This is a genomic window from Psychrobacter sp. 1U2, assembly GCF_051847575.1.
Genome location: NZ_JBPYDC010000387.1, coordinates 1 through 1135, shown reverse-complemented (window position 1 = coordinate 1135; position 1135 = coordinate 1). Strand labels below are relative to the sequence as shown.

Annotated in this window: 1 protein-coding gene; it reads left to right on the top strand. The window is 42.3% G+C overall.

What is annotated here, in order from left to right; genetic code table 11:
- Positions 1–152: 152 nt before the first annotated feature.
- A partial coding sequence (locus ACS8FD_RS16040) for a cation:proton antiporter (protein ID WP_439276580.1) occupies positions 153–1135 on the top strand: 983 nt, incomplete at its 3' end.

Sequence of the window (1135 nt, the reverse complement as noted above, 5' to 3'; positions counted from 1 at the left end):
AGATTTACAGACACAATCAAGGTAAATAAGTAGTCCGTAACTCAATATATACGTCTAAATTTTGCTATAGGTATTAAGCAATACTAGCACTATCTATCTGCTAAATACCTGTTATCCTTTCAACAACTTTTATACTCATCGAGACTGCTTTTATGGCATCTGCAACCAGCCTGACCATACTTGAGATTAGCGCTATTTTCTTATCAGTAACGGCGATATTGGCTTACATCAATCATCGCTTTATTGGCTTGCCAACTACAATCGGGGTCATGGTTATCTCTATTGTCTTATCCATGATAGCGATTTTTTTAGGATTTTTGGGCTTCGATCAGCTTATTGACTATGAGGTGAGTTTATTAGATCAACTAGATTTCACTGAAGTCTTACTTGATGGCATGCTATCTATGCTCCTGTTTGCCGGGGCTTTGCACGTCAATATTGGTGATTTGAAGCGTTATAAACTTCCTATAGGTATTCTTGCATGTATTGGTACGCTAGTATCAGCCGTGCTGATCGCTACTGCCCTTTACTTTATGCTACCACTCCTCGGTTTTGGGCTGCCTTTCATTTGGTGCCTATTGTTTGGTGCTCTGATATCGCCTACAGATCCTATTGCGGTTATGGGAATATTAGCATCAGCGGGAGCACCAAAGAGTATCGAGACAGTCATCGCTGGCGAGTCACTATTCAACGACGGTATCGGCGTTGTCATATTTGTCCTATTGCTCGGTATCCTATCTAGTGGTGATATTCCCACGGTTAATTATGTGGCACATACTCTAGCCGTTGAGGCTGGCGGCGGTATTATTTTTGGCTTGGTACTTGGCGCTATTTTGTACTATTTACTCAAAAGCATTGATAGTTATCAAGAGGAAGTACTGTTGACGCTGGCAGGGGTAATAGGCGGTTATGCATTGGCCAGTCATTGGCATTTATCTGGACCACTTGCTATGGTGATGATGGGGTTAATGGTCGGCAACCGTGGTCGTGAGCTTGCGATGAGCGATAAGACTCGCCATTATATCGATCTGTTTTGGGAGCTGATAGATGAGATTTTGAATGCCATTTTATTTGTACTGATCGGTCTTGAGGTGGTCATTATTGCCTACTCGGGCAATCTATTTATTGCTGGAGG